We start from the raw sequence: 20,651 nt of genomic DNA, 5'->3' as shown, positions 1-20,651 counted from the left end.
GGAACCTCAAGGCGCCGCCCGATCGACCTCAAAAACCCCGCGTCGGTTCGCACTGACGCGGGGTTTTTGTTTTTTTCTCATGAACTTGCCTCGGGCCTTTGTTAGACTCGGCTACCGACCAATTGTCTTTGTGTGGCCCGATGAGTGACGCCGAACCCAAATCCTTTCTCCGCCCCGGCAAGGTGATTCTCCTTGTCCTGTTGGGGCTGGTCGTCTATGCGGGGACACTGGTGGTTTGGATACCCGCAGGATGGGTCTGGCACCAGGCTTCAGCCCATGTTCCCCTGCCTGAACAGGTACAGGTCCGGCAGGTTTCCGGTCAGGTCTGGAACGGTGCCGCGGGATTGGTGGTGGCAGGTTATCCGGTACGTGTTGACTGGCATCTCGGCTGGCCGTCCCTGACCGACCTGTCGTTACCGGTCGACATTTCTGTTGCTTCGTCACAATCTTCGGTTGAGGGCGATGTTACGATTGGCTGGCCGGAGCGTGCCGAGCTCAATGCCCGTGGCCAGGTCGTGGTCAGCGAGTTTGAGGACCTGATTCGCCGGAGTGGTGGCGCCATGATCGAGGGCAACGTCACCGTTGATCGGTTGAACCTGGTGTGGGCGGATGGCCGAATCGCCCGTGTCGACGGGTTTGCTCGTTGGGCTGGAGGGCAGGTCACGTGGCCCATGGGTAACCAGACAGGCCAGGCACGATTCCCGCCCATGCAGGCCAACCTCGACACCACTCAAGGTGGAATCGCCTTGACCGTGGCAGAGCAGGATGGCACCGGCCCGGCAGCGGAGGCCAGCATCCTCTGGAATGGCATGATGGAAGTCCAGGTCTACAAACGTATGGTGGATCTGGCCGGTCAACCCTGGTCGGAATCGGCCAGCCCGGACGATGTGGTTTTCCGGGTCAAGCAACCATTGCTGCCGGGAGCGCGTTGATATGGCATTGATGGATGTTCAGGTTCAGAGCCGTATTTCCCGGGTTCTTGCGAATCTGCTGTTGCTGGCGCTCGCCGTTTACATCGGGATCGCCTTGGCCAAGGTTACCTGGCTTTTTGCCTGGGATGACAAGCCCGTGCCCGTGGCTCCGGTTTCAGAAAGCGGAAGCATGGGTGGCTCCGGCCAGGGTCTATCGTACCCCATGGCAAGTTTTGATTTTTTTGGTCGGCCGGCAGAGCAGCGTGGCGTTGCAGAGGTCGTCAAACGATCGGCCCCGGAAACAGGCCTGCGGCTGCGTCTTGAAGGGGTTCTCGTAGGACAGCGTCCGGAAGACTCCGGTGCTATAGTTGCAGGAAGCAACGGAGAAACCGCGTATTACCGGGTAGGGGACATGCTGCCCGGCAACGCAGAGTTGGCCGAAGTTGAACCCAGCCGCATTCTGATTCGTCGGGGCGGTCGGTACGAATCGCTGACGTTTGAAGAGCCGGATTCGGAAACCCTGGTTGCGGAAGCGCCGGAAGAGCCTGCAGAATCCTCCCCGGAAGCTTTCCTGGAAAATGCCCGGGCCGAGCTGGACAGTCAGGGGGTCGCGGCGCTTAACGCCTACGGGCTGAGCCCGGCGGATCAGAGCGGAACGTCTGGCTACGTGTATGACGGATCCAACGCCATGCTCAATGCGGTCAATCTTCAGGCCGGCGACGTGATCACCGCCATCAACGGGCAGCGGCTGGGGGACATAGAACAGGACAAATCCCTGCTTGAGAGCTGGCGAGGACAGTCTCAGGTGGACATAGAAATCGAACGTGACGGATCCATCCTCACCATTAGTTATGCCATACCCGAGCAGTGGCGCTGATCGGGTTCATCGATACAGGACGAAATCGCCGCATGTATAACCACAAGACAAATCTGTTGCGGGCTGTAGCCTTGCTTATCCTTCTGCCAATGATGTCCCTGGCCTACGGGCAGGAGGAAACCTGGCGGCTCAACCTGAAAGACGCCGATATCAGGGCGTTTGTGACTCAGGTTGCGGATATCACCGGATACAGTTTTGTCGTGGACCCTCGGGTCAAGGGCAAGGTCACAGTGCTTTCCAGCGCACCGATGAACAAGGACGAAATTTACGACCTTTTTCTGGCGGTATTGAACGTCCATGGATTTACCGCCATCCCCGGCGAAGAAGTCATCAAGGTGGTTCAGCAGGTTGATGCCAAGCAGTCGGCCGAGTCGATGTCCCGGTTTGAGGCCATTCCCTCCGAGCAGCTGATCACCCGGGTGATCCAGATCGACAACGCCAACGCTCTGGAGCTGGTCCCGATTCTGCGCCCGCTGGTGGCAAAATATGGCCACCTTGCTGGTGTGGCTGCCGCCAATGCGCTGATCGTCAGCGATCATTCCGCCAATATTCAACGTATCGAACAGATAGTTCGCGAGCTCGACAGCCCCTCCAAATATGAGGTGGAAGTGATTCAGCTCGATGAGGCCTGGGTCGGGGATATGGTGACCCTGTTACAGGAGCTCGCACCCGATGAACTCGGCAAGAGCGGAGGCGAGAATGTTGCACGCAAGTACAGCGTTACCGCCGACGAGCGCAGCAACCGCCTGATCCTCCGGGGCGATCAGACCTTTCGCGACAAGATGCGCAGTCTGATCCGGCAACTGGATCAGCCGTCAGCCACCGGTGGAACCACCAAAGTCCTTCGCCTGAAGCACGCCGACGCCAAGAACCTGTCCGAGATACTCAAAGGCGTGATGGGTGAGCTGGTCAAAGAGGAGTCTGCCGGCTCGAACGGGTCGTCCAGCAGCAAGCCCAGCGCCAATTTTGCGGTCTTTGCCGATGAAGGTCTGAATGCCCTCGTAGTCCGTGGCGAGCCATCACTGATGCAGGAGGCCGAACAGATCGTTGCGCACCTGGATGTCCGGCGTGCCCAGGTCCTGATTGAAGCCGCCATTGTGGAAATCAGTGACGAAGTGGGTGAGGACCTGGGCGTTCAGTTTGCCGTGGGTGACCGGTCAGGAAATTCCACGCCGATCGCCGGCACCAATTTCAGCAACGTTGGCCGCAGCCTGAGTGAAGTGATCAACGCCATTGTGACCGATACGCCGATCGGGCCGGCTGCGGGCGGCATCACCATCGGTGCTGGTCAGGATGACTCGGACGGCATCACCTGGGGCATTCTCCTCCAGGCCCTGTCCACCTCTGCCGCGGCAAACCTGTTGTCCACGCCCAGCATCATTACCCTCGATAACCAGGAGTCGGAAATCATCGTTGGTCAGAATGTGCCCTTCCGTACCGGGCAGTCCACGGTCACCGGCGATGGCACCACCAACCCCTTTACCACCATTGAGCGCCGGGACATCGGTCTGACTCTGAAAGTAACGCCGACCATCAGTGCCGACGGCCTGGTGCGGCTGGTGGTGGAGCAGACCACCGAGAACGTGGCCGACAGCATCGAGAACGCATCTGACATCGTGACCAACAAACGGGAAATCAAGACCACTGTTCTGGCCGATGACGGGGAAACCATTGTGCTCGGCGGCCTGATCCGCGATGACTATCAGATCAACAAGAGCAAGGTACCGCTCTTGGGCGACATTCCCTTCCTTGGCCGGTTGTTCTCCTCGGAATCCGAACGTCGTGTGAAGCGGAACCTGTTGGTGTTCCTGCGCCCTACCATCATGCTGGGTAAAACCGAAGCCGTTGCGGCAACGGACGATAAGTTCCAGGAGCTCTGGGATGTGAATCTGAATATCAGGGAAAAACTGGACCTGCCGCAGGTCGACGCCAACCCGGATATCGACGTGCTGTTCGATGGCCGGACCCGGGAGAGGCTGCGCGACACTAGCAAGTGAGCGGCGGCATCGGGCAGTCCAGCTGATCCGCCACCAGCCTCATCAACTCATATTCCCTGACGTCAACTTTGCCGTCGTGGGTGATGCAGTACCCGCACGCATCGATGATTGCAGGCTTCAACAGCGGTGACAGTCCATTTAATGCTGTCAGCGCTTCCCTCAGCTGCCGCATGGTGACCTTCTCGAGAACTGGCTGATTGCCTTCGCCAACGGTCGTGAAGCCGGCCATCGCTTCCCGGTAGAGCCGCTCGGCATCAGAGTTGTCAGCGGTTCCAGCGCGTGCCAGCAAACTCAGCAACTTCTGGATGGCGGGCATAACCGGCCGGTATTTGCGGTACCGGACCGGCATTTCCCGGCTGGCACCGCCCCCCAAGTGCCTGGAGAGGAAGCTGGTCAGGGCCAGCTCGAACAGGGTGACCCGATTATCCGCCGCAACCAGTTTCTGGATGTTAGTGATCAATCCCTCCCGCTCCTCCGGATCCAGTTTGCGCAGGGCCGGCATTGCCAGCTCCAGGGCAGGAAACCGGACTTCATCCCCCAGCGTCTTCAACGTCGGAAGGAGCTTGTCCAGAAGGTCTCGTTCGACGCCGAGTAGGGGGTGCGCGGGGATCAATGCCAACCGCTCCCGCTGGAGCTCCCGGGAGAGTCCGTCAATCACTAGGGCATAGCAGAGCTGGATGGCGCCCGCTCGCGTGTACAGCAGGTTGCGGAACGTCGCTGGCAGACGCGCCAGAAAACGGGTCGCAAAATCTTCACCCTGAACCGTCACTGTGCCGACACGTTCGGATAGCCTGTTGCCCAACGTGGACTCAGGGGCCGCCGTGGAGGCCAGCGGCGAGGTGCTGGACCGTTTTAACGGTTCCCATGTCCCATCAGTGTTGCTGGCAAACCCGGATGCCTGTACAGGCTGCCGAGCCCCGGTGGCGGACCGGAGGTCGGCACCGGTTTCCGTGTCACGGAAACGGCTTCGGAGCCGCGCCAGCATTCCGGGCTGAATGCAATTGATGCGTTCTTCGATTGGAGGATGGGAGGCAAGCAGGGCCGTAAACTTCATCCGCGCGCTTTCGCCGAAGCACATGTGGTTCATGTCACTGGCATGGCTGGTGGTGTCCAGATACCCGCCCTTGAGTCCGATTTTGAACAGGGCGCCGGCGATACCCTCGGGGTTGCGGGTAAACTGAACCGATGAGGCGTCGGCCAGCATTTCCCGTTGCCGGGAGACAGCGGCCTGAATCAGCCGCCCGAAAAACACTCCGACGTAGCCAATAACCAGCAGGGCAATACCAATCAGGCCCATTGCCGCCTGCCCGCGGCTGTCGCTGGAGGACCTGGAGGCGCGGTGGCTGCTGTAAAACGAGATGCGCATCAGGAAGCTGCCAATCTGCCCAATCATCAGGATGCCGGCCAGGATTGCGATCAGGCGCACGTTCAGTCGCATGTCACCATTCAGGATGTGGCTGAACTCATGCCCGACCACGCCCTGAAGCTCGTCACGGCTGAGTTGGGTGAGGGCTCCGTGGGTCACCACCATCACGGCTTCACCGGGCGTGTAGCCCGCGACAAAGGCATTGATGCCTGTTTCCTGGTCCATCACGTAGAGTTCGGGGACCGGAACCCCGCTGGCAATTGCCATTTCCTCGACAATGTTTCGAAGCTTGCGTTCGTCACCATCACGGGTGTCGGGGTCGATCGGCCGGGCACCCACCATCTTCGCGACGCGGGTGCCGCCGCCGGCCAGGTCGATCCACCGGACCAGGGAACTGACGCCAATCAGGGTCACAACCGTGGCTGAGGTCAGCAGGCCGTGACTGGAAAGCAGCCAGTCCTGGAAGGCAAGCCCTGAGGTTTCACTCCGGGTAACGAAATACCCGACCAGGCTGACGGCCAGTGTGATCAATACGACCGCCGTCAGAAACAGGAACACAAGAAGACTGGTGTTGCGCCGGGCACTGGCCTGGCGCTGGAAAAAACCGTGATGGGCCATAGGTCAGAGCATCAGAAAGCGACTTTTGGGGCCTGTCGGGCCTCCGGCGACTCAAGTTCAAGTTGCGAGGTTTCCTTGAAGGCGAACATCCCGGCGATGAAGTTATTGGGGAACTGCTCGCGGAAGATGTTGTAGCTCATAACGCCATCGTTGTAGGCCTGGCGGGCAAAGGCAACTCGGTTTTCGGTGCTGGACAGTTCCTCCATCAATTGCTGGATGGTTTCGTTGGCTTTCAGGTCCGGATAGTTCTCTGCCACCGCATAGAAGTTGGCGAGGGCCTTGGTCAGCAGATTTTCAGCGCTGCCCAGGCGTTGGATCTTTGTGCCGTCACCGGGGTCGCGGGCTGCATCCTTTTGGGCGCTGACGGCGTTGTTTCGAGCTTCCATCACCTGGGTGAGAGTCGACTTTTCATGGTCCAGGTAGGCTTTGGCAGCCTCTACAAGGTTAGGGATCAGGTCGTGGCGGCGCTGCAGCTGGACATCGATCTGAGCGAAGCCATTCTTGAACTGGTTTCTCAGCGATACAAGGCGGTTATAGATAAAAACCAGATAGATCACTGCGACGGCGATAACAATCAAACCGATAACGGTAGTTCCCATGGCTACTCCTTGGGGGATTAAGGTTTAGGCGTTATTCTCTGCGAACTGTTCGTGAAATCCCTTAACAAAGGTCTCAAATTCGCGTGGTTGAAGTGGTTTGCTGAAATAATATCCTTGGGCCAGTTGACAACCCCGCTGGCTCAGGTAGTACTCCTGTTCTGCAGTTTCCACACCTTCTGCGACAACGGAAAGGTTCAGGCTCTTTCCGAGGTCGATAATGGTGTTGGCAATTCTGGTATCTTCTTCGTTCACCAATAGATCGCGGATGAACTGTTTGTCGATCTTGAGGTGCTGGACCGGCATCTGCTTCAGGTAGGTGAGGGACGAGTAACCGGTGCCAAAATCGTCCACCGCGATGCTGATCCCCGCCTTGCTCAGGCGATGCAGCTTTTCCACGGCATCCGAAAGGTTGGTCATGAAGCTGGTCTCGGTGACCTCCAGCTCCAGCCGTCCGGCCGGGATATTGTGACGCTGAAGGGTTTCCAGAATATCGTTGACGATGTTGTCCTGACGCAGTTGCACCGCTGACAGGTTAACCGCGATACGCAGTGGCGTGCTTTCGGCCGCCCAGCGGGCTGCCTGCCAGCAAGCCTGTTCGAGTACCCATTGCCCTATCTCGACGATGGTTCCATTGGACTCCGCGACCGGAATGAAATCGTCCGGGGGTACCAGCCCTCGTACCGGGTGGTCCCAACGAAGCAGGGCCTCTGCACCAATAACCCGTTTGCTCTCAAGATTGATCTGGGGTTGATAGACAAGGTGGAGTTGATGGCTGGCAAGAGCCTGGGAGAGGTCTTTCTCAAGTTGCTTCCGGTCCCGGATTTCCTGATCAATGCTGGCAACATAGAATTGGAAGTGATCGTTCCCGTTCTGTTTCGCCAGTGTCATGGTCTGCTCTGCGCTTTGCAGTAACCGGTCCGCCTTGTCGGTGTCTGAGGGGAACAATGCCACACCCAGCGTTGCAGTGGTCGCAACATTCTGTTCTTCGACCAGCATCGGTTCCCCGATACACGCGAGAATTCGTTCGGCCGTGTCTGCCGCCTGGAACCCGTCCCGCAGGCCTTTTTCCACAATAACGAACTGGTCACTGCCAAGCCGGGCGATGGTGAAGCGGGTGCTTCCGAGCTTGGCGACAAGTCTGTCTGCGATGATCTGCAATATGATGTCGCCGGTGCGGAAGCCGCACTGTTCGTTAACGGATTTGAAGTCGTCTATGCCGCAGACCATCAGGGATAGAACGCTATTGCGCTTCCTGGCTTCCTGTATGTCCCGTTCCAGCAGCTCCATAAAGGTGTCGCGGCTCGGAAGGCCCGTGAGTTGATCGTAGCGTGAAAGTCGGCTGACCCTGTCCTCCGCCTCACGATGGCGTGTCTGACTGTCACCAATGGCCACCAACAGGTTGTTGGTGGCGTTGACCCAGAGCCCCAGTTCGTCACGCTGGTGTCCCGCCGGAATGGTCACTAGGCGATCATCCGGGTGTTCCGGGTCTACCTGCTTGACCGAGCGGACAATGCGCAGGAGGGGGCGGGTCAGAAGCAGGTGGAACACGAAGTAGAGGACCATTCCGAGAATCAGCGCCGTTGCCACGCCGGAGGCAAAAGTAACAGTCGCCCGATTAAGCCAGGTTTTCGCTGCGGGAGCCGTGTCGTAATGGACCTCAAGGTACCCGTACACAGTATTCGGATCGCCATCGCGAACGAGGGGAGTGCGATACAGTCTTTCGGGTTCAAAAATCGGGTCAGTGACGGGGCGGAAGGTTGTTTGTTGCAGTGGTCGGTTCCGGTTGCCCAGGGCCTCACCGTCAGGATGGGCGATTCGGGCCATGCGCACGGCCTCCCGGGCAAAAAGGCCATCAACCACTTGCTGCGCCAGTTCCGAATCGATGCTGAAGACAGCCTGTGTTGCCGCGTCCCTGACCATGGAAATGGTCTGGTCCGCCTGACTGTCGAGGTCCATGGAGACACGCCTAGCGTCCAGGATAACCTGTACGGTACTGACTAGGACGCCACTCAGGAGGGCTATGGCAAAAATCCACCAAAAAATACGATAGCCCAGGCGATGTTCAACCTCGAAGGAGTTTTTCATTCAGGCCTGTTTGTCATCCGTTTCTTCGGGAGGTCATGGTCGCATAATTTCCAAGACTTCGGGAGCTACGCGCCCGGCTGGCTTGTAAGTATGGTCCAGAGTCGGCGTAACCTCGTTGAGTATCGGCGATTTTTTCAGAGAATGCAGGGTGGGCGTGTATCAATTTGTTAGGTTTTCGTTCCCCTGGATACACAAACGCCCGCTACGGCGCGGGCGTTTGTGTTGCAGCGGTCTTCAGCTGCGGTCTGTCAGTCATTCTGCATGTCTGATCAGGCCAGGTTTTCGTTTACGAAATCCCAGTTGACCAGATTCCAGAAGGCTTCCAGATAGTTCGGGCGGGAGTTGCGATAGTCGATGTAGTAGGCGTGCTCCCACACGTCGACGGTCAGTACGGGCTTGTCTGCACCGGTCAGCGGGGTTTCCGCGTTGCTGGTGTTAACAATGGCCACGCTGCCGTCGGCCTTCTTGACGAGCCAGGTCCAGCCAGAACCGAAGTTGTTGGCGGCCTTGTCGTTGAACTCTTTCTTGAAGTCTTCGAACGAACCAAACGCTTTCTCGATAGCGTCCTTGGCAGCGCCAGTCGGTGCACCACCGCCATTCGGGCTCAGGCAGTTCCAGTAGAAGGTGTGGTTCCAGACCTGTGCGGCGTTGTTGAACAGCGGGCCGCTGGCACTCTTGATAATGTCTTCAAGAGATTTGTTGGCATTGTCCGTACCTTCGACCAGGCCGTTGAGCTTGGTCACATAGGTGTTGTGGTGTTTGCCATAATGGTACTCAAGGGTTTCCTGGGAGATGTGCGGTTCCAGGGCGTTCTTTTCATAGGGTAGTGCGGGAAGTTCAAATGCCATGAGGTCGTTCTCCCTGTCTCTCTGTTTTATGTGGATGTACAGTGGGCCAATATAAGGGCGATTTGAGCTATATCAACCCCTTGGTGTTAAAGAACTTTTAAACTCCGGGCTGCCCGGAAGGAACTGTGCGCAGTTACGGACGCGCCAGACCAGTTCCTCATAGCTGTCTGCCAGAATGTTTACGTGGCCAAGCTTTCGGCCCGGACGCTCCCCCTTATTATAGAGGTGTAAATGCGCGTACGGCAGTTCAAGTATGCGGTTCAGCTCACCGTGCTCACCAATGATGTTGATCATGCAGCTGAGGCCCCGCGGTTCCGTGTTACCGAGAGGGTGTCCGCTTATAGCCCGGATGTGATTCTCGAACTGGCTTGTCATCGCGCCTTCGATGGTCCAGTGACCGGAGTTGTGGACCCGCGGCGCCATTTCGTTGGCAATCAGCCCGTTTTCCGTTTCGAACAGCTCGAGAGTCAGTACGCCAACGTAGTTCAATTCGTTCAGTAAGGCACGAATATGCCGCTCGGCATCTTCCTGGATCGACCTGTCCAGATCAGGCGCAGGTGCGATGGAATATCGAAGAATGCCCTCGTGATGGGTGTTTTCCGTCATCGGATAGAAGGCCACGTCCCCATCCTCTGCACGCACTGCGATCATGGACACTTCGCGGGTGAAGTCGACAAATTTCTCGACAATCAGCCGTGGGTGTCCGATAGAGGCCCAGGCGTCGGCTGCATCCTCGGGACTGCGGAGTACCGCCTGGCCCTTGCCGTCATACCCTTCCGTGTTGGACTTCGCCACAACCGGGCAGCCAAGCTCTTCGGCTGCAGCCCGAAGAGATTCAGCGCTGTCGGCGATTCGCCACGCCGGGGTGGGGATGCCCAGTTGACCGAACAGCGTCTTTTCCAGTTCCCGGTTCTGGCAGACCTGAAGGGCGCGTGGGCAGGGGTGAACCGGTTTAACTTCGGCCAGCTTCTCGGCTACACTCACCGGCAGGTGCTCGAATTCGTAGGTGACACGGTCTACCCGTGACAGGAAGTCGTCCTGATATTGCCCTTCGCGATCAATAATGACTTCCCCGAGTCCGGCGCTTGGGCTGCCTGACATGTCATAGAAAACAAAGGTCTTGGCCAGCGGGTAACCGGCGAGGGCGAGCATGCGTCCAAGTTGGCCTGCACCTAAGACACCAATTCTCATCTTCATTCTCCTGCCATCGTGCGGCAAATTAAGCGTTCAGTTCGAGCGACGTCGCAATGTTTTACTGTTGCCTCGGGTCCGGGTTGTCCAGAACCGTTTGCGTCTGGGAGGCCCTGAATGCGTCAACGGCCTTGCGAACGTCGTCGTTGGCGGTGCCCACAATCTGGGCGGCCAGCAGGCCGGCATTGGTTGCCCCCGCTTTGCCAATGGCCAGGGTGCCTACCGCAATGCCGCCCGGCATCTGGACAATGGATAGCAGCGAGTCGAGACCGTTGAGTGCCTTGGACTGGACAGGAACCCCCAGAACCGGCAGGGAGGTTTGTGAGGCGACCATGCCCGGAAGGTGTGCGGCACCGCCGGCACCGGCAATAATCACTTTCAGGCCCCGGTCCGAGGCAGTCTTGGCATAATCGAACAGCAGGTCGGGCGTGCGGTGAGCCGAGACCACTTTGGTTTCGTAGGCGACGCCAAGCTTCTCAAGCATCTGCGCGGCGTGTTCCATAGTGGGCCAGTCCGATTTGGAGCCCATGATGAGTCCTACAAGCGGCTGCATAAGCAACGGTCCTGTGATAATTGGAAAGCCGGCCATTGTATGTTTTGGCTACTTACCATGCAACAAAGCCTGACCGCTCCGCGAATTGTCCCGCGCGGGAAAATCAGGGCTCCATTTCACCAAGTTTATAAGTGCATGTATTATCGGGTCTTGAGGTAAGGCCCGTCCATATTCAGGAGTTGTAATGGAACCAATCCGCCCAGATGACGATGAACTCAGATCCGAGACCCCGATTATCCGCGCCGAGCGCGGGGATTCGGAGCAGGCAAAAACAGAAGGCTCCTCCCGGGGTGGTGGAAGGAAGCCGTCCAGGGATGATGGTTCCGGAAAGGGAGGGGGAAAGGGCGCCGGCCGTGGCGGAAAGTCGCTTTTGTGGCTCGTTTTAATTGCGGTTGCCGGGGCCGCACTCGGCGGCTGGTATTCGCAGAATCAAAGGATCGAGGCTCTGGAAGGGCAGTTGGAGGAGGCGGATTATTGGGCCCGGCAAAGCAAGCTGGCGCTGGCTCGATTCGAAGGGGAGCTGTCGGAAACCGGAGAAAGTCTGCAGGAACGTGGCGCCTCGCTTTCGGAGCAGATTGCGGCCCATGACAAAGCTCTGAAATCTGCCAACAGCGAAATCGGGAAGCTGTGGGTCGTGGCAAATGAGCGGAACAAGGCGCGATTGAATGAGCATCAGGAACGGTTGTCCGCCATCGAACAGGGCCTCGCAGAAAACGCGGAGGCGCTGGCAGCGCTGGAAACCTCGGTCGATCAGGTGAACCGTTCATTGTCCGCCGACATTGCCGCGCTGAAAGAACAGACCCAAACGTCCATCGTTGCACTTCAGGAATCCACGCGGCAGGCCACGGATCAGTTGACCAGCCTCAGTCAGCAGATGGCTGATGTGGATCAGGTGATTGATAATCGCATCCGTCGTTTCGAGCAGGAACAGAAGTTGGGCATCAGCGGCATGGAAGGCCGTATCACCGCCCTTGAAAAGACGTCGGATGGCTTTGCTGGCGAGAGCAGTGTCAGGTCGCTGCAGAACGAGGTGGCAAGTCTCAAGCGCACGGTTCAGGCAATAGACTCTTCCAGGGCCCAAATGACGTCGCGCCTGGTTCGTCTGTCTGAAGAAGTGAACATGCTGCGATCTCAGGTGTCCCGCAACTGAGGCTTGGGAACGGGGTCCCCCGGCGCTTGGGTCGTTTGTAACGGATTGTATTCATCCCTTTGCGGTAGCTCTCATTTCTGACCGCGAGCAGTTGTTATCATCAGGCTACTCGCGGAAAGATGAAGAGTGAACAACAATGAAAACCCAAACGCCCCCAGCCGTTTCGGCTGGTATCTCGTTGCCTGCGCTGGCCGCCAGGGTCCTGCTTGCGTCAGTGCTGCTGCTCAGCTCCGGTTGTACGATCTATCAGTCCATCGGCAAGAGCGTGGGCGCGTTCCTGCACCCGGTCTCTGGTCCCGATTTCGTACACATCCCTGACGATGAATGGGACCGGGAGAACGCTCTGCTCTACTTCTATCGCACCCACTCCCAATGGGCGGCCGATGAAATCGAATCCCCCAGCGTCTACATCGACGACAAGCACTATTTCAATATTCGCAACGACAGCTATACCTGGCTTGAAGTCAGCCCGGGCGAGCGGCACATTGCCATGCGGCGCCCGCTGCTGGGACTGGAAGGCCTGAACTCGTTCAGCCTGAGTCTGATTGCCGACGCTGCCCTGAGGGTTGAGCCAGGGAAGATCTACTACTTGCGTTACAACGAACTGACGGAGCCCGAACAGGCCCATCCGGATCTGGATCCAGAGCATCCGCTGGCCCAGGGCGACTTGCAGCTGGTTACACGGCGGTATGCCATGCAGGCGGGTGAGATTGTCAGCACACGCTTCCTCAACAGCGATCTCCTCGCCCCAAACCATGCGGCGACCTCGATCGTTGAGACCAACGAGGACATGGACTACGAGCGCAAGATGGTGATGCTGGAAGAGGAGCGGGAACTGGAAATTGAACGCCTGAAAGAAGAGGGCAAATACGAATCAGCGTCCTGGTTCTGGCCTTTCGGTGGTGGCCCCACGGTTCCCCTGGAATCCGAGGAAAAGATGGAGCAGCTCGAACGGGAGTACGCGCAGCTCGAGCTCGAGCGGGAGCGCCGGGAAGAAGCGGAATCGGGTGGAGGCTGGTGGATCTTTTGACGGATTGGCCCAAGCGACAGGGAATGTGATCGATTTCACAATTGTCGAGTCGGGTTACGGTTACTACACTGACATCGGTTGAAACATTCAGGAAGTCAAAACCATGTCCTTTAAGGATTCGTTACAGGGCCGGCTCGAGAAGCTTGCCGACGAGGTAGTGCCTCAGTTGCAGGGCGCCTGGAAAGATGTCCGGAAACGGCTGGATGAGCTGAATTGCTCGCTGGCCAATCGTGCGGTTCCGGAGCATCGGCGCTCCAAAGTCAGCGAGCTGTCGTTGCGCCAGAAAGCCGAGCAGGCGGGGCAGGGGCGATCGAATTTAAAGGTTGTCAAAAGCTCTCGGAAGACGGTTGTCAAATAATACTGATTGCTTAAAAAATGCCCGATTCTTAAGGGGTTGGAAGTTTTTTAGGGTTTTTCCCGGAAAACATTTGACACCGTCAGTGAAATGCTTAAAATGCGCGTCTCACTTGGTCGAGACAGCAAGTCTGCTTCGGCAATCAGCGCCTGGCGTTGCAAGTGAGGGCCTTTGAAAGGTTTCCAAGATGGAAAGCCCGAAAGTGGGTGGTTAGCTCAGCTGGGAGAGCATCGCCCTTACAAGGCGAGGGTCACTGGTTCGATCCCAGTACCACCCACCACTTTCAAAGTGCATCACCGGATCACCCCATCCGGTTTTAGGTTCGGACCCTCAGGGTCAGAATTGATGCGGAGCGGTAGTTCAGTTGGTTAGAATACCGGCCTGTCACGCCGGGGGTCGCGGGTTCGAGTCCCGTCCGCTCCGCCATTTTATTCCCGGGTGGTTAGCTCAGCTGGGAGAGCATCGCCCTTACAAGGCGAGGGTCGCAGGTTCGATCCCTGCACCACCCACCAGAATTCCTGAAAAGGCAGGCCCTCGGGCCTGCCTTTTTTATTGCCTACTTGCCAATCAGCGACTGGCCGCAAACCCTCACCACGTTGCCATTGACACCATTGGATGCCGGATTGCAGTACCAGGCAATGGCTTCGGCAACATCGACAGGCAGGCCGCCCTGGGACAGGCTGTTCATTCGTCGGCCAGCTTCTCGGATGGTCATCGGCATTGATGCGGTCATCTGGGTTTCGATGAACCCCGGAGCAATGGCGTTGATGGTGATGCCATTCTTCAACTGTTTCGCCATCGCTTCCACGTAACCAATGACGCCGCTCTTGGCTGTTGAGTAGTTGGTCTGCCCGAAGTTTCCGGCAATCCCGCTGATGGAAGAAATGCACACAATACGTCCGTTTTCGCGCAGCAATTCCCGGTGAGCCAGTTCTTCGTCAATGAACTCTTCAGCACTCAGATTGACGGCAATGGTCATGTCCCAGAAATGCTCGGGCATATTGCCGAGGGTCTTGTCGCGGGTGATGCCGGCGTTGTGGATGACCAGATCGACACCCTCGAAGTGTTCCTGGATGAAATCCGCAATCAGCTTGGGCGCAGCCTTGTCAGTGATGTCGCAGGCCAGGGCCTTGCCGTTGATGGCATCGGTCACCTTCTGCAGTTCGGCCATCGCAGGAGGGATATCCAGTCCAACCACGGTGGCGCCGTCCCGGGCCAGAGTCTGGGCAATGGCGGCGCCGATTCCGCGTGAAGCGCCGGTTACCAGCGCGACCTTGCCGGTCAGGGGGTTAACCGGACTGGTGGCCGGCGCGGCTGTGCTCTTACCGACGCGGACAACCTGGCCCGAAACATAGGCAGAACGGACGGACAGGAAAAAGCGAACGGTAGAGTCCAGCTGTTTCTCTGCTCCGGGCGCTATCCGGACGAGGTTAGCGGTTGAGCCTTTCTTTCCGATCTCCTTGCCGACGCTTCGCACGAATCCTTCCAGGGCTTGCTGGGCGGCGGCCTGGGGTGCTTTCCGGCAAGTGCTCGGGTTCTGGCCAATCACCAGGACCCGAGCATTGCCAGTGAGTTTCTTGATGGTCGGATGGAAGAAGTCGTACACCGCTCTCAGTTCGTCGGGATTCTTGAGGCCGGTGGCGTCGAAGATCAGGGCGGAAAAGGTCTGCTCGACGCTCTGGGACAGGTCCAGCGCTTTGGCCTTGTTGCCCGCCTTTGCCGAGTCTGTGAGCGAATCCACGCCGGCGGCATGATGCAGGTTAGCCGCACTGGCGCCCAGAATGCTGCCCAGTGTTGAAACGACTTTACCGCCGGTGCCGGCACCGATGAGCACGTCACCCTCGATAAACGGCTGGTCCGGGCGCTGCAGACGTTTAAGCGGAACCGGGGAGGGCAGGCCCAGCGATTGGGCAGCGGTCTTGCCCACCGGCGTATTGACGAATTTAAGGTAGAGGTCAGACATAGGTTCTTCCTTGTGGTTGCTATGGGGCATCTTGGATGCGAATCGACCTACAGGGTAAAGAATCGGCCAGTTTTTGTATTGACTCAACGCATGGGGCTCATTGTCAGGCATGCCAATGAGCGACTAGTCTTTCGGGTTAGACTGCTTTCAGGTTAAACACTTCCAGCAAGGACATCATCATGGCACAGGCATCGAAAACCACTCAAAAGAAAGCGCCCGCACCGGCAAAAAAGTCCGCGTCCTCCAGCAATGGCGTCCGTCGTGTTGCCATTATTGGTGGTAACCGGATTCCGTTCGCCAAATCGAATACCGCCTACAGCAAGATCAGCAACCAGGAATTGCTGACCTCCGCGCTGCGGGGCCTGGTTGATCGCTACAGCCTTCAGGGGCAGCGTCTCGGTGAAGTGGCTGCCGGTGCGGTGATCAAGCATTCCCGCGACTTCAATCTGACCCGGGAATCGGTGCTCAGTTGCGGCCTGGCGCCTGAGACGCCGGCCTACGACATTCAGCAGGCCTGTGGTACGGGGCTCGAGGCGGCCATTCTGGTAGCTAACAAGATCGCTCTGGGGCAGATCGAATGCGGTATTGCCGGCGGTGCGGACACCACGTCCGATGCCCCGATTGGCGTGGGCGAGGGGCTGCGGGAGATCCTTCTGGATCTCAACCGGGCGAAGACGGCAAAAGAGCGGCTGAAGATACTTGCTCGCTTCCGTCCGGGGCACCTGGTTCCTGAGTTTCCGGAGAACGGGGAGCCTCGTACCGGTATGTCCATGGGGGACCATGCCCAGGTGACAGCTCGGGAGTGGGGAATTGCCCGTGAAGATCAGGACCAGTTGGCGATGGAGAGCCATCATAAGCTGGCAAAGGCCTATGAAGAGGGCTTCTTCGTAGATCTGATGACACCCCTGGCCGGTCTGGAGCGGGATAACATACTGCGCCCGGATACTTCGCTGGAGAAACTGGCCACCCTGAAACCCTGTTTCGACCGCGACAACGGCACCATGACCGCGGCCAACAGCACCGCCCTGACCGACGGGGCGTCCTGTGTGCTGCTAGCCAGTGAGGAATGGGCCAAAGCGAACAACTACGAGGTCAAAGCCTGGTTGACCTTCTCTGAGGTCGCAGCGGTGGATTTTGTGGAGAAGAAAGAAGGCTTGCTCATGGCGCCGGCATACGCGGTACCGAGAATGCTGGATAAAGCCGGGTTGAGCCTTCAGGATTTTGACTTTTACGAGATTCACGAGGCCTTTGCCTCGCAGGTGCTGTCCACGCTCAAGGCCTGGGAAGATCCGGAGTTCTGTAAGGACCGCCTGGGTCTTGATAAGCCTCTGGGGAGCATTGATCGCTCCAAGCTCAACGTCAAGGGCAGCAGTCTCGCAGCAGGACATCCGTTTGCCGCTACCGGTGGGCGCATCGTCGCCACCCTCGCGAAGTTGCTCGAAGAGAAGGGCACTGGGCGCGGCCTGATTTCCATTTGTGCGGCCGGTGGTCAGGGGGTTACTGCCATCCTGGAGCGCTGAGTTCCGGAAAATTCCAATTTAGCTTTGACAGGCTAGGCTTCAGCCCTTATTATGCGCGCCACGTTGATCGGGGGATTCCCCGAGAAAACAGCCAGTTTGATGCGGGGTGGAGCAGTCTGGTAGCTCGTCGGGCTCATAACCCGAAGGTCGTTGGTTCGAATCCAGCCCCCGCTACCATATATGAGAAAGGCAGATCGGTAGTTTACCGGTCTGCCTTTTTCGTTTATGGACGCGCGCCCCTTTCCGAGGAATACCGGGGCAACTTTATTTTTTCTGACCCGTCCAGTTTTTTCTTTCCTGAAAATTTTCTGACTCTTTGATTCCGTTTGAAATGGAAAGGGCTTCTATAAAGGAGCAAAAACTGCGCAAATCGCATTTTTGTGAAAGAAACGTAATATTCTTGCTGAATAAATCGGATTCTGGGCAGGTGATGTGCCCACAAATTTCGAAAACATAGAGTGTTACAAAATGTAAGTTTATTAATATTTAATCTTTCACCACATTTCAAAAATGTGAACCCCGTCAAAAAAGCCCCCGTAAAATTGTGATAGTCCGACGGCGCTGTCGTTTGATCCGCGCATCGAGTCCATGTGACCGTGCATAAGTGCGTGCCGAACAGGTAGTTGGCTGATCCAGACTCTTTTGGGAGGAGTGATACCTCCCGTTAACGACGTTTATGGTCAGAGCATCGGGGGATTCGAATGAAAATTAGCATCTTTGGGATGGGGTACGTCGGCGTCGTGTGCACGGCGTGTTTGGCAAAACGAGGCCACAACGTAACAGGGGTAGATGTTTCACCATCAAAGCTAGGTCTGATAAATGACGGCATTTCTCCGATTGTGGAGCCAGGACTGGAGAGCTTGCTGCAGTCCGGCAGGGCAGAAGGTTATATCGAAGTGACCTTGAACGGCTACAAAGCGGTTCATGATACAGAGCTTTCCATGATCTGTGTGGGCACGCCGAGCAAACCCAACGGAGGCCTCGAGTTGCAGTTCGTGGAGCGGGTCTGCCAGGAGATTGGTCGAGCGCTCAAAGACAAAGATAGCTGGCATCTGGTTGTGGTACGCAGCACCGTGCTGCCAGGCACGGTGAGCGAATTGATCATTCCGATTCTCGAAGAGCATTCTGGCAAAAAGGCTGGTTGGGAGTTCGGTCTGTGCATGAATCCGGAGTTCCTGAGAGAAAGCACAGCGATTCACGATTTTGATCATCCGCCGATGACGGTGATTGGTGAACTTGATACGCAGTCTGGCGACCTGTTAGCTCGTCTTTACGAAGATCTCGACGCACCCATTGTCCGCAAAACGATCGAAACTGCAGAGATGATCAAATACACCTGCAACGTCTGGCATGCCACCAAGGTGACGTTCGCCAACGAGATTGGAAACATTGCCAAAACCCTGGGCGTGGATGGCCGGGATGTTATGGACGTGGTGTGCAAGGACAGCAAGCTGAACATATCCCGATACTACATGCGTCCGGGATTCGCCTTCGGCGGCTCCTGTCTCCCCAAGGACGTGCGAGCACTGGCCTACCGGGCCAATCAGCTGGATGTAAGGCATCCGTTGCTGAGTTCGATCATGGACAGCAACAACGAGCAGGTCCGGCGCGCTTTCAATATTGTTACCGGATGTGGCTCTCGCAAGATCGGGATGCTTGGTCTGAGCTTCAAGGCAAATACCGATGATCTGAGAGAGAGCCCACTGGTGGAGTTGTCCGAGCTGTTAATTGGCAAAGGCTATCAGCTCCAGATATTTGATCGAAATGTCGATCAGGCCCGCACTTTTGGCGCCAATCAGGAATACATCAACGGCAAGATACCGCACCTCGCCGAGCTGTTGGCGAAGGAGCTGCGCGACGTGATTGAGTGGGCAGATGTGATCGTGCTGGGCAACAACGATCAGTCCTTTGAAGCAATCGCGGCAGAGGTTCCGGAAGGGAAGCAGGTCGTTGATCTGGTTGGTTTCATGAAAACCCGGTCAAACGGTACTTCCGTAGGGATCTGCTGGTAAACAACCTGACACCGCCAACGGTCGGGCGTAAGGCTCGCGTGACCGTTGGCGGCCTCCGGAGAAACGGGCCATGATCCGGTTCGAAAACAACGGGCTGACGCGGGTTGGGGGCTGGTGCTTCTATCTGGCCCTGCTCGGTTTAATGGCGTTGGCTCTGCCGCGGGAATTCTTCATACCTGGTGGCGCACACTTCATCCTGTTGATCGGCAGCATTGGTCTATGGCGATACTCTGTGGGACTGATGCACTTTGCCCGCGGAATGTACTTTCTACACGTTTCCTTTCCCCTCGCCCGTCGGCAGGCCCGGCTGCTTGGCGACGCCGCCACGCCCTCCCATGTTTATCTGATGGTAACCAGCTTTCGTATCGATAGCCGAACTACCGCCCAGGTATACGATTCCATCATTTGCGAAGCCATGCGGAGTGAATGGCCGACCACAGTGGTTGCGTCGGTCGTCGAGTTATCGGACGAAATGCTCATGCGTTCCCTCTGGCGCAAACGGAAGCCGTCTCAGCGCGTAAGCCTGAAGGTAGTGCGTATTCCCGGCACCGGTAAGCGAGATGGCCTCGCGTACGGCTTTCGAGCTATCTCCCGGGATCTGCCCGATGATAACGCCATTGTTGCCGTGATTGACGGGGACACGGTGCTTAACCCGGGGGTTGTTGCCAGGACCGCACCTTATTTCAAACTGATGCCGACTGTGGGCGCACTGACGACCAACGAATTTTGCGAGGTTCAGGGCAGTTACCTGATGTCCGAGTGGCACAAGCTCCGCTTCGCCCAGCGCCATGTCGCCATGTGCTCGATGGCGTTATCACGTCGGGTTCTGACACTGACCGGCAGGATGTCCGTGTTTCGTGCCAGCGTTGTCACACAGCCGGAGTTTATTGCGGACGTTGAATACGACAACCTCCGGCACTGGCGACTAGGGCAGTTCCGGTTTTTGACGGGCGACGATAAGTCCAGCTGGTTCAGTGTCATGCGTCTTGGCTACGACACCTTCTATGTTCCTGACGCCTCCATCAATACCGTTGAGCATCCGCCAGATCCCAGGTTTTTGCGCTCGGCCCGCCAGCTGATGTTCCGCTGGTACGGCAACAACCTGCGACAGAATTCCCGGGCCACCAAACTGGGTCCAAGCCGGCTTGGATGGTTCACCTGCTACGTCTTGTGGGATCAGAGAATCTCCATGTGGACGACGATTCTGGGACCCACCGCTGCGATTATCGCTGCCATCAAATATTCCGGCGTAGTACTGATCATGTATCTGCTCTGGATTGGTCTGACCCGCCTGGCCTTGACGCTGTTGCTGACGGCCAGCGGCCACCGGATTGGTCCGGCGTTTCCGATCATTCTGTATTTCAACCAGATTTTCGGGTCGCTGGTAAAGATTTACGTGTTCTTCCGGCTCGACCGGCAGTCTTGGACACGTCAGAAAACCAAATTCAATGCCGACACCGCCTCGTTTCAGCAGCGCTTCAATCGCTGGTCGTCGCGGGTCATGACTTTTGCTGCCGGTAGCATTTTTCTGGTGGTGGCGGTCGCAATCGTTTGACGTAAGCCGACGCGACTAACG

16 protein-coding genes and 4 tRNA genes are annotated in these 20,651 nt (G+C 57.3%); 13 read left to right on the top strand and 7 right to left on the bottom strand.

All coding sequences use genetic code 11. The annotated features are described in order from the left end of the window. Nucleotides 1–140 precede the first annotated feature (140 nt). The 3 genes from gspN to gspD are packed head-to-tail and all read left to right on the top strand — an operon-like array spanning nt 141 to nt 3,785. Nucleotides 141–932: a type II secretion system protein N gene (gene gspN / locus K0B93_RS05450; protein ID WP_219866246.1), complete on the top strand. Its 792-nt coding sequence runs from the start codon at nt 141–143 to the stop codon at nt 930–932. 1 nt (nt 933) lies between these two features. Next, the gene (locus K0B93_RS05445) at nt 934–1,788 is read left to right on the top strand and encodes a type II secretion system protein N (protein WP_219866245.1); all 855 of its coding nucleotides are present in this window, start codon (nt 934–936) and stop codon (nt 1,786–1,788) included. A gap of 32 nt (nt 1,789–1,820) precedes the next feature. Continuing rightward, complete coding sequence (gene gspD / locus K0B93_RS05440) at nt 1,821–3,785, top strand: type II secretion system secretin GspD (RefSeq protein WP_219866244.1); 1,965 nt, start codon at nt 1,821–1,823, stop codon at nt 3,783–3,785. On the opposite strand, the gene K0B93_RS05435 is transcribed toward gspD, so the two are convergent. The 6 genes from K0B93_RS05435 to purE all read right to left on the bottom strand — a co-directional run bounded on the left by K0B93_RS05435 (nt 3,775) and on the right by purE (nt 11,045). After that, on the bottom strand, nt 3,775–5,769 hold the full coding sequence (locus K0B93_RS05435; RefSeq protein WP_219866243.1) for a M48 family metallopeptidase: 1,995 nt from the start codon (nt 5,767–5,769) through the stop codon (nt 3,775–3,777). The genes gspD and K0B93_RS05435 overlap by 11 nt on opposite strands. An 11-nt stretch (nt 5,770–5,780) precedes the next feature. Further along, nucleotides 5,781–6,368, bottom strand: coding sequence for a LemA family protein (locus K0B93_RS05430; protein WP_218634918.1), 588 nt, complete (start codon nt 6,366–6,368; stop codon nt 5,781–5,783). A 24-nt stretch (nt 6,369–6,392) separates the two neighbouring features. After that, entirely contained in the window at nt 6,393–8,453 is a 2,061-nt protein-coding gene (locus K0B93_RS05425; protein WP_219866242.1) for a putative bifunctional diguanylate cyclase/phosphodiesterase, read from the bottom strand. A gap of 269 nt (nt 8,454–8,722) precedes the next feature. Next, nucleotides 8,723–9,301 (bottom strand): superoxide dismutase [Fe], encoded by a 579-nt coding sequence (gene sodB / locus K0B93_RS05420; protein WP_219866241.1) that lies wholly within the window; start codon nt 9,299–9,301, stop codon nt 8,723–8,725. A 72-nt stretch (nt 9,302–9,373) separates the two neighbouring features. Continuing rightward, the gene (locus tag K0B93_RS05415; protein ID WP_219866240.1) at nt 9,374–10,492 is read right to left on the bottom strand and encodes a 5-(carboxyamino)imidazole ribonucleotide synthase; all 1,119 of its coding nucleotides are present in this window, start codon (nt 10,490–10,492) and stop codon (nt 9,374–9,376) included. Between the two features lie 61 nt (nt 10,493–10,553). Further along, entirely contained in the window at nt 10,554–11,045 is a 492-nt protein-coding gene (gene purE, locus K0B93_RS05410; RefSeq protein WP_219866239.1) for a 5-(carboxyamino)imidazole ribonucleotide mutase, read from the bottom strand. Nucleotides 11,046–11,229: 184 nt separating this feature from the next. On the opposite strand from purE, the gene K0B93_RS05405 reads away from it, so the two are divergent. From K0B93_RS05405 to K0B93_RS05380, 6 genes are all read left to right on the top strand, one after another. Beyond that, on the top strand, nt 11,230–12,195 hold the full coding sequence (locus tag K0B93_RS05405; protein WP_219866238.1) for a hypothetical protein: 966 nt from the start codon (nt 11,230–11,232) through the stop codon (nt 12,193–12,195). A gap of 136 nt (nt 12,196–12,331) precedes the next feature. Beyond that, nucleotides 12,332–13,225 (top strand): DUF2846 domain-containing protein, encoded by an 894-nt coding sequence (locus K0B93_RS05400; protein WP_219866237.1) that lies wholly within the window; start codon nt 12,332–12,334, stop codon nt 13,223–13,225. Nucleotides 13,226–13,328: 103 nt separating this feature from the next. Further along, nucleotides 13,329–13,583, top strand: coding sequence for a hypothetical protein (locus K0B93_RS05395; protein ID WP_219866236.1), 255 nt, complete (start codon nt 13,329–13,331; stop codon nt 13,581–13,583). A gap of 201 nt (nt 13,584–13,784) precedes the next feature. After that, nucleotides 13,785–13,860: transfer RNA gene (locus K0B93_RS05390), tRNA-Val, on the top strand. Nucleotides 13,861–13,929: 69 nt separating this feature from the next. Next, a tRNA-Asp gene (locus tag K0B93_RS05385) sits at nt 13,930–14,006 on the top strand. A 10-nt stretch (nt 14,007–14,016) separates the two neighbouring features. Then, nucleotides 14,017–14,092 (top strand) — tRNA-Val (locus K0B93_RS05380). Between the two features lie 44 nt (nt 14,093–14,136). On the opposite strand, the gene K0B93_RS05375 is transcribed toward K0B93_RS05380, so the two are convergent. Beyond that, the gene (locus K0B93_RS05375; RefSeq protein ID WP_219866235.1) at nt 14,137–15,543 is read right to left on the bottom strand and encodes a 3-oxoacyl-ACP reductase; all 1,407 of its coding nucleotides are present in this window, start codon (nt 15,541–15,543) and stop codon (nt 14,137–14,139) included. Nucleotides 15,544–15,722: 179 nt separating this feature from the next. Here K0B93_RS05375 and K0B93_RS05370 point away from each other — a divergent pair, with 179 nt between their 5' ends. The 4 genes from K0B93_RS05370 to K0B93_RS05355 all read left to right on the top strand — a co-directional run bounded on the left by K0B93_RS05370 (nt 15,723) and on the right by K0B93_RS05355 (nt 20,630). Then, nucleotides 15,723–17,063 (top strand): acetyl-CoA C-acetyltransferase, encoded by a 1,341-nt coding sequence (locus K0B93_RS05370; protein ID WP_219866234.1) that lies wholly within the window; start codon nt 15,723–15,725, stop codon nt 17,061–17,063. A gap of 100 nt (nt 17,064–17,163) precedes the next feature. Beyond that, nucleotides 17,164–17,240 (top strand) — tRNA-Met (locus K0B93_RS05365). Between the two features lie 524 nt (nt 17,241–17,764). Then, complete coding sequence (locus tag K0B93_RS05360) at nt 17,765–19,075, top strand: nucleotide sugar dehydrogenase (RefSeq protein WP_219866233.1); 1,311 nt, start codon at nt 17,765–17,767, stop codon at nt 19,073–19,075. Between the two features lie 70 nt (nt 19,076–19,145). Further along, entirely contained in the window at nt 19,146–20,630 is a 1,485-nt protein-coding gene (locus tag K0B93_RS05355) for a glycosyltransferase family 2 protein (protein WP_219866232.1), read from the top strand. Nucleotides 20,631–20,651 lie beyond the last annotated feature (21 nt).

The sequence above is a fragment of the Marinobacter sp. F4218 genome (assembly GCF_019443085.1).
Lineage (GTDB): Bacteria > Pseudomonadota > Gammaproteobacteria > Pseudomonadales > Oleiphilaceae > Marinobacter > Marinobacter albus.
Note: the sequence above shows the minus strand (reverse complement) of the source record. Positions and strands in the feature narration are given on the sequence as shown.

Excerpts from the sequence above, each read along its gene's own strand:
- gspD (WP_219866244.1), top strand. The coding sequence starts at position 1,821 with ATGTATAACCACAAGACAAATCTGTTGCGGGCTGTAGCCTTGCTTATC.
- K0B93_RS05355 (WP_219866232.1), top strand. The coding sequence starts at position 19,146 with ATGATCCGGTTCGAAAACAACGGGCTGACGCGGGTTGGGGGCTGGTGC.
- K0B93_RS05430 (WP_218634918.1), bottom strand. The coding sequence starts at position 6,368 with ATGGGAACTACCGTTATCGGTTTGATTGTTATCGCCGTCGCAGTGATC.
- K0B93_RS05425 (WP_219866242.1), bottom strand. The coding sequence starts at position 8,453 with ATGAAAAACTCCTTCGAGGTTGAACATCGCCTGGGCTATCGTATTTTT.
- K0B93_RS05395 (WP_219866236.1), top strand. The coding sequence starts at position 13,329 with ATGTCCTTTAAGGATTCGTTACAGGGCCGGCTCGAGAAGCTTGCCGAC.
- K0B93_RS05405 (WP_219866238.1), top strand. The coding sequence starts at position 11,230 with ATGGAACCAATCCGCCCAGATGACGATGAACTCAGATCCGAGACCCCG.
- K0B93_RS05370 (WP_219866234.1), top strand. The coding sequence starts at position 15,723 with ATGGCACAGGCATCGAAAACCACTCAAAAGAAAGCGCCCGCACCGGCA.
- sodB (WP_219866241.1), bottom strand. The coding sequence starts at position 9,301 with ATGGCATTTGAACTTCCCGCACTACCCTATGAAAAGAACGCCCTGGAA.
- K0B93_RS05435 (WP_219866243.1), bottom strand. The coding sequence starts at position 5,769 with ATGGCCCATCACGGTTTTTTCCAGCGCCAGGCCAGTGCCCGGCGCAAC.
- purE (WP_219866239.1), bottom strand. The coding sequence starts at position 11,045 with ATGCAGCCGCTTGTAGGACTCATCATGGGCTCCAAATCGGACTGGCCC.
- K0B93_RS05400 (WP_219866237.1), top strand. The coding sequence starts at position 12,332 with ATGAAAACCCAAACGCCCCCAGCCGTTTCGGCTGGTATCTCGTTGCCT.
- K0B93_RS05445 (WP_219866245.1), top strand. The coding sequence starts at position 934 with ATGGCATTGATGGATGTTCAGGTTCAGAGCCGTATTTCCCGGGTTCTT.
- gspN (WP_219866246.1), top strand. The coding sequence starts at position 141 with ATGAGTGACGCCGAACCCAAATCCTTTCTCCGCCCCGGCAAGGTGATT.
- K0B93_RS05375 (WP_219866235.1), bottom strand. The coding sequence starts at position 15,543 with ATGTCTGACCTCTACCTTAAATTCGTCAATACGCCGGTGGGCAAGACC.
- K0B93_RS05360 (WP_219866233.1), top strand. The coding sequence starts at position 17,765 with ATGAAAATTAGCATCTTTGGGATGGGGTACGTCGGCGTCGTGTGCACG.
- K0B93_RS05415 (WP_219866240.1), bottom strand. The coding sequence starts at position 10,492 with ATGAGAATTGGTGTCTTAGGTGCAGGCCAACTTGGACGCATGCTCGCC.